The following is a 252-nucleotide window of genomic DNA, read 5'->3' as shown; positions in this document are numbered from 1 at the left end:
AGCCAGGTTTATTGGTAATGGATATGGATTCAACCGCTATTACTATTGAGTGCATAGATGAAATTGCACGCTTAGCTAACGTATACGATGAGGTTGCTTCGGTAACAGCACTGGCAATGGCTGGTAAGCTTGATTTTAGTGAAAGCCTAAATCAGCGCGTCGCTAAACTTACCGGAATTGAAAAAAGCTTAATAGATGAGTTAAAAAATAATTTACCTTTAATGCCGGGTATTAAAATGCTTTGCCAAATAC

At 38.1% G+C, this 252-nt stretch carries 1 pseudogene; it reads left to right on the top strand.

From position 1 onward, the window contains the following. Positions 1-252 (top strand): annotated as a pseudogene (locus AAEY68_RS21405) (phosphoserine phosphatase SerB); the annotation flags it as partial.

Origin of the sequence: Pseudoalteromonas sp. RB2-MNA-CIBAN-0110, assembly GCF_040309305.1 — a bacterium.
GTDB lineage: Bacteria > Pseudomonadota > Gammaproteobacteria > Enterobacterales > Alteromonadaceae > Pseudoalteromonas > Pseudoalteromonas arctica.
The sequence above is the reverse complement of the archived record's forward strand: the minus strand, read 5'-3'. Positions and strand labels throughout refer to the sequence as shown.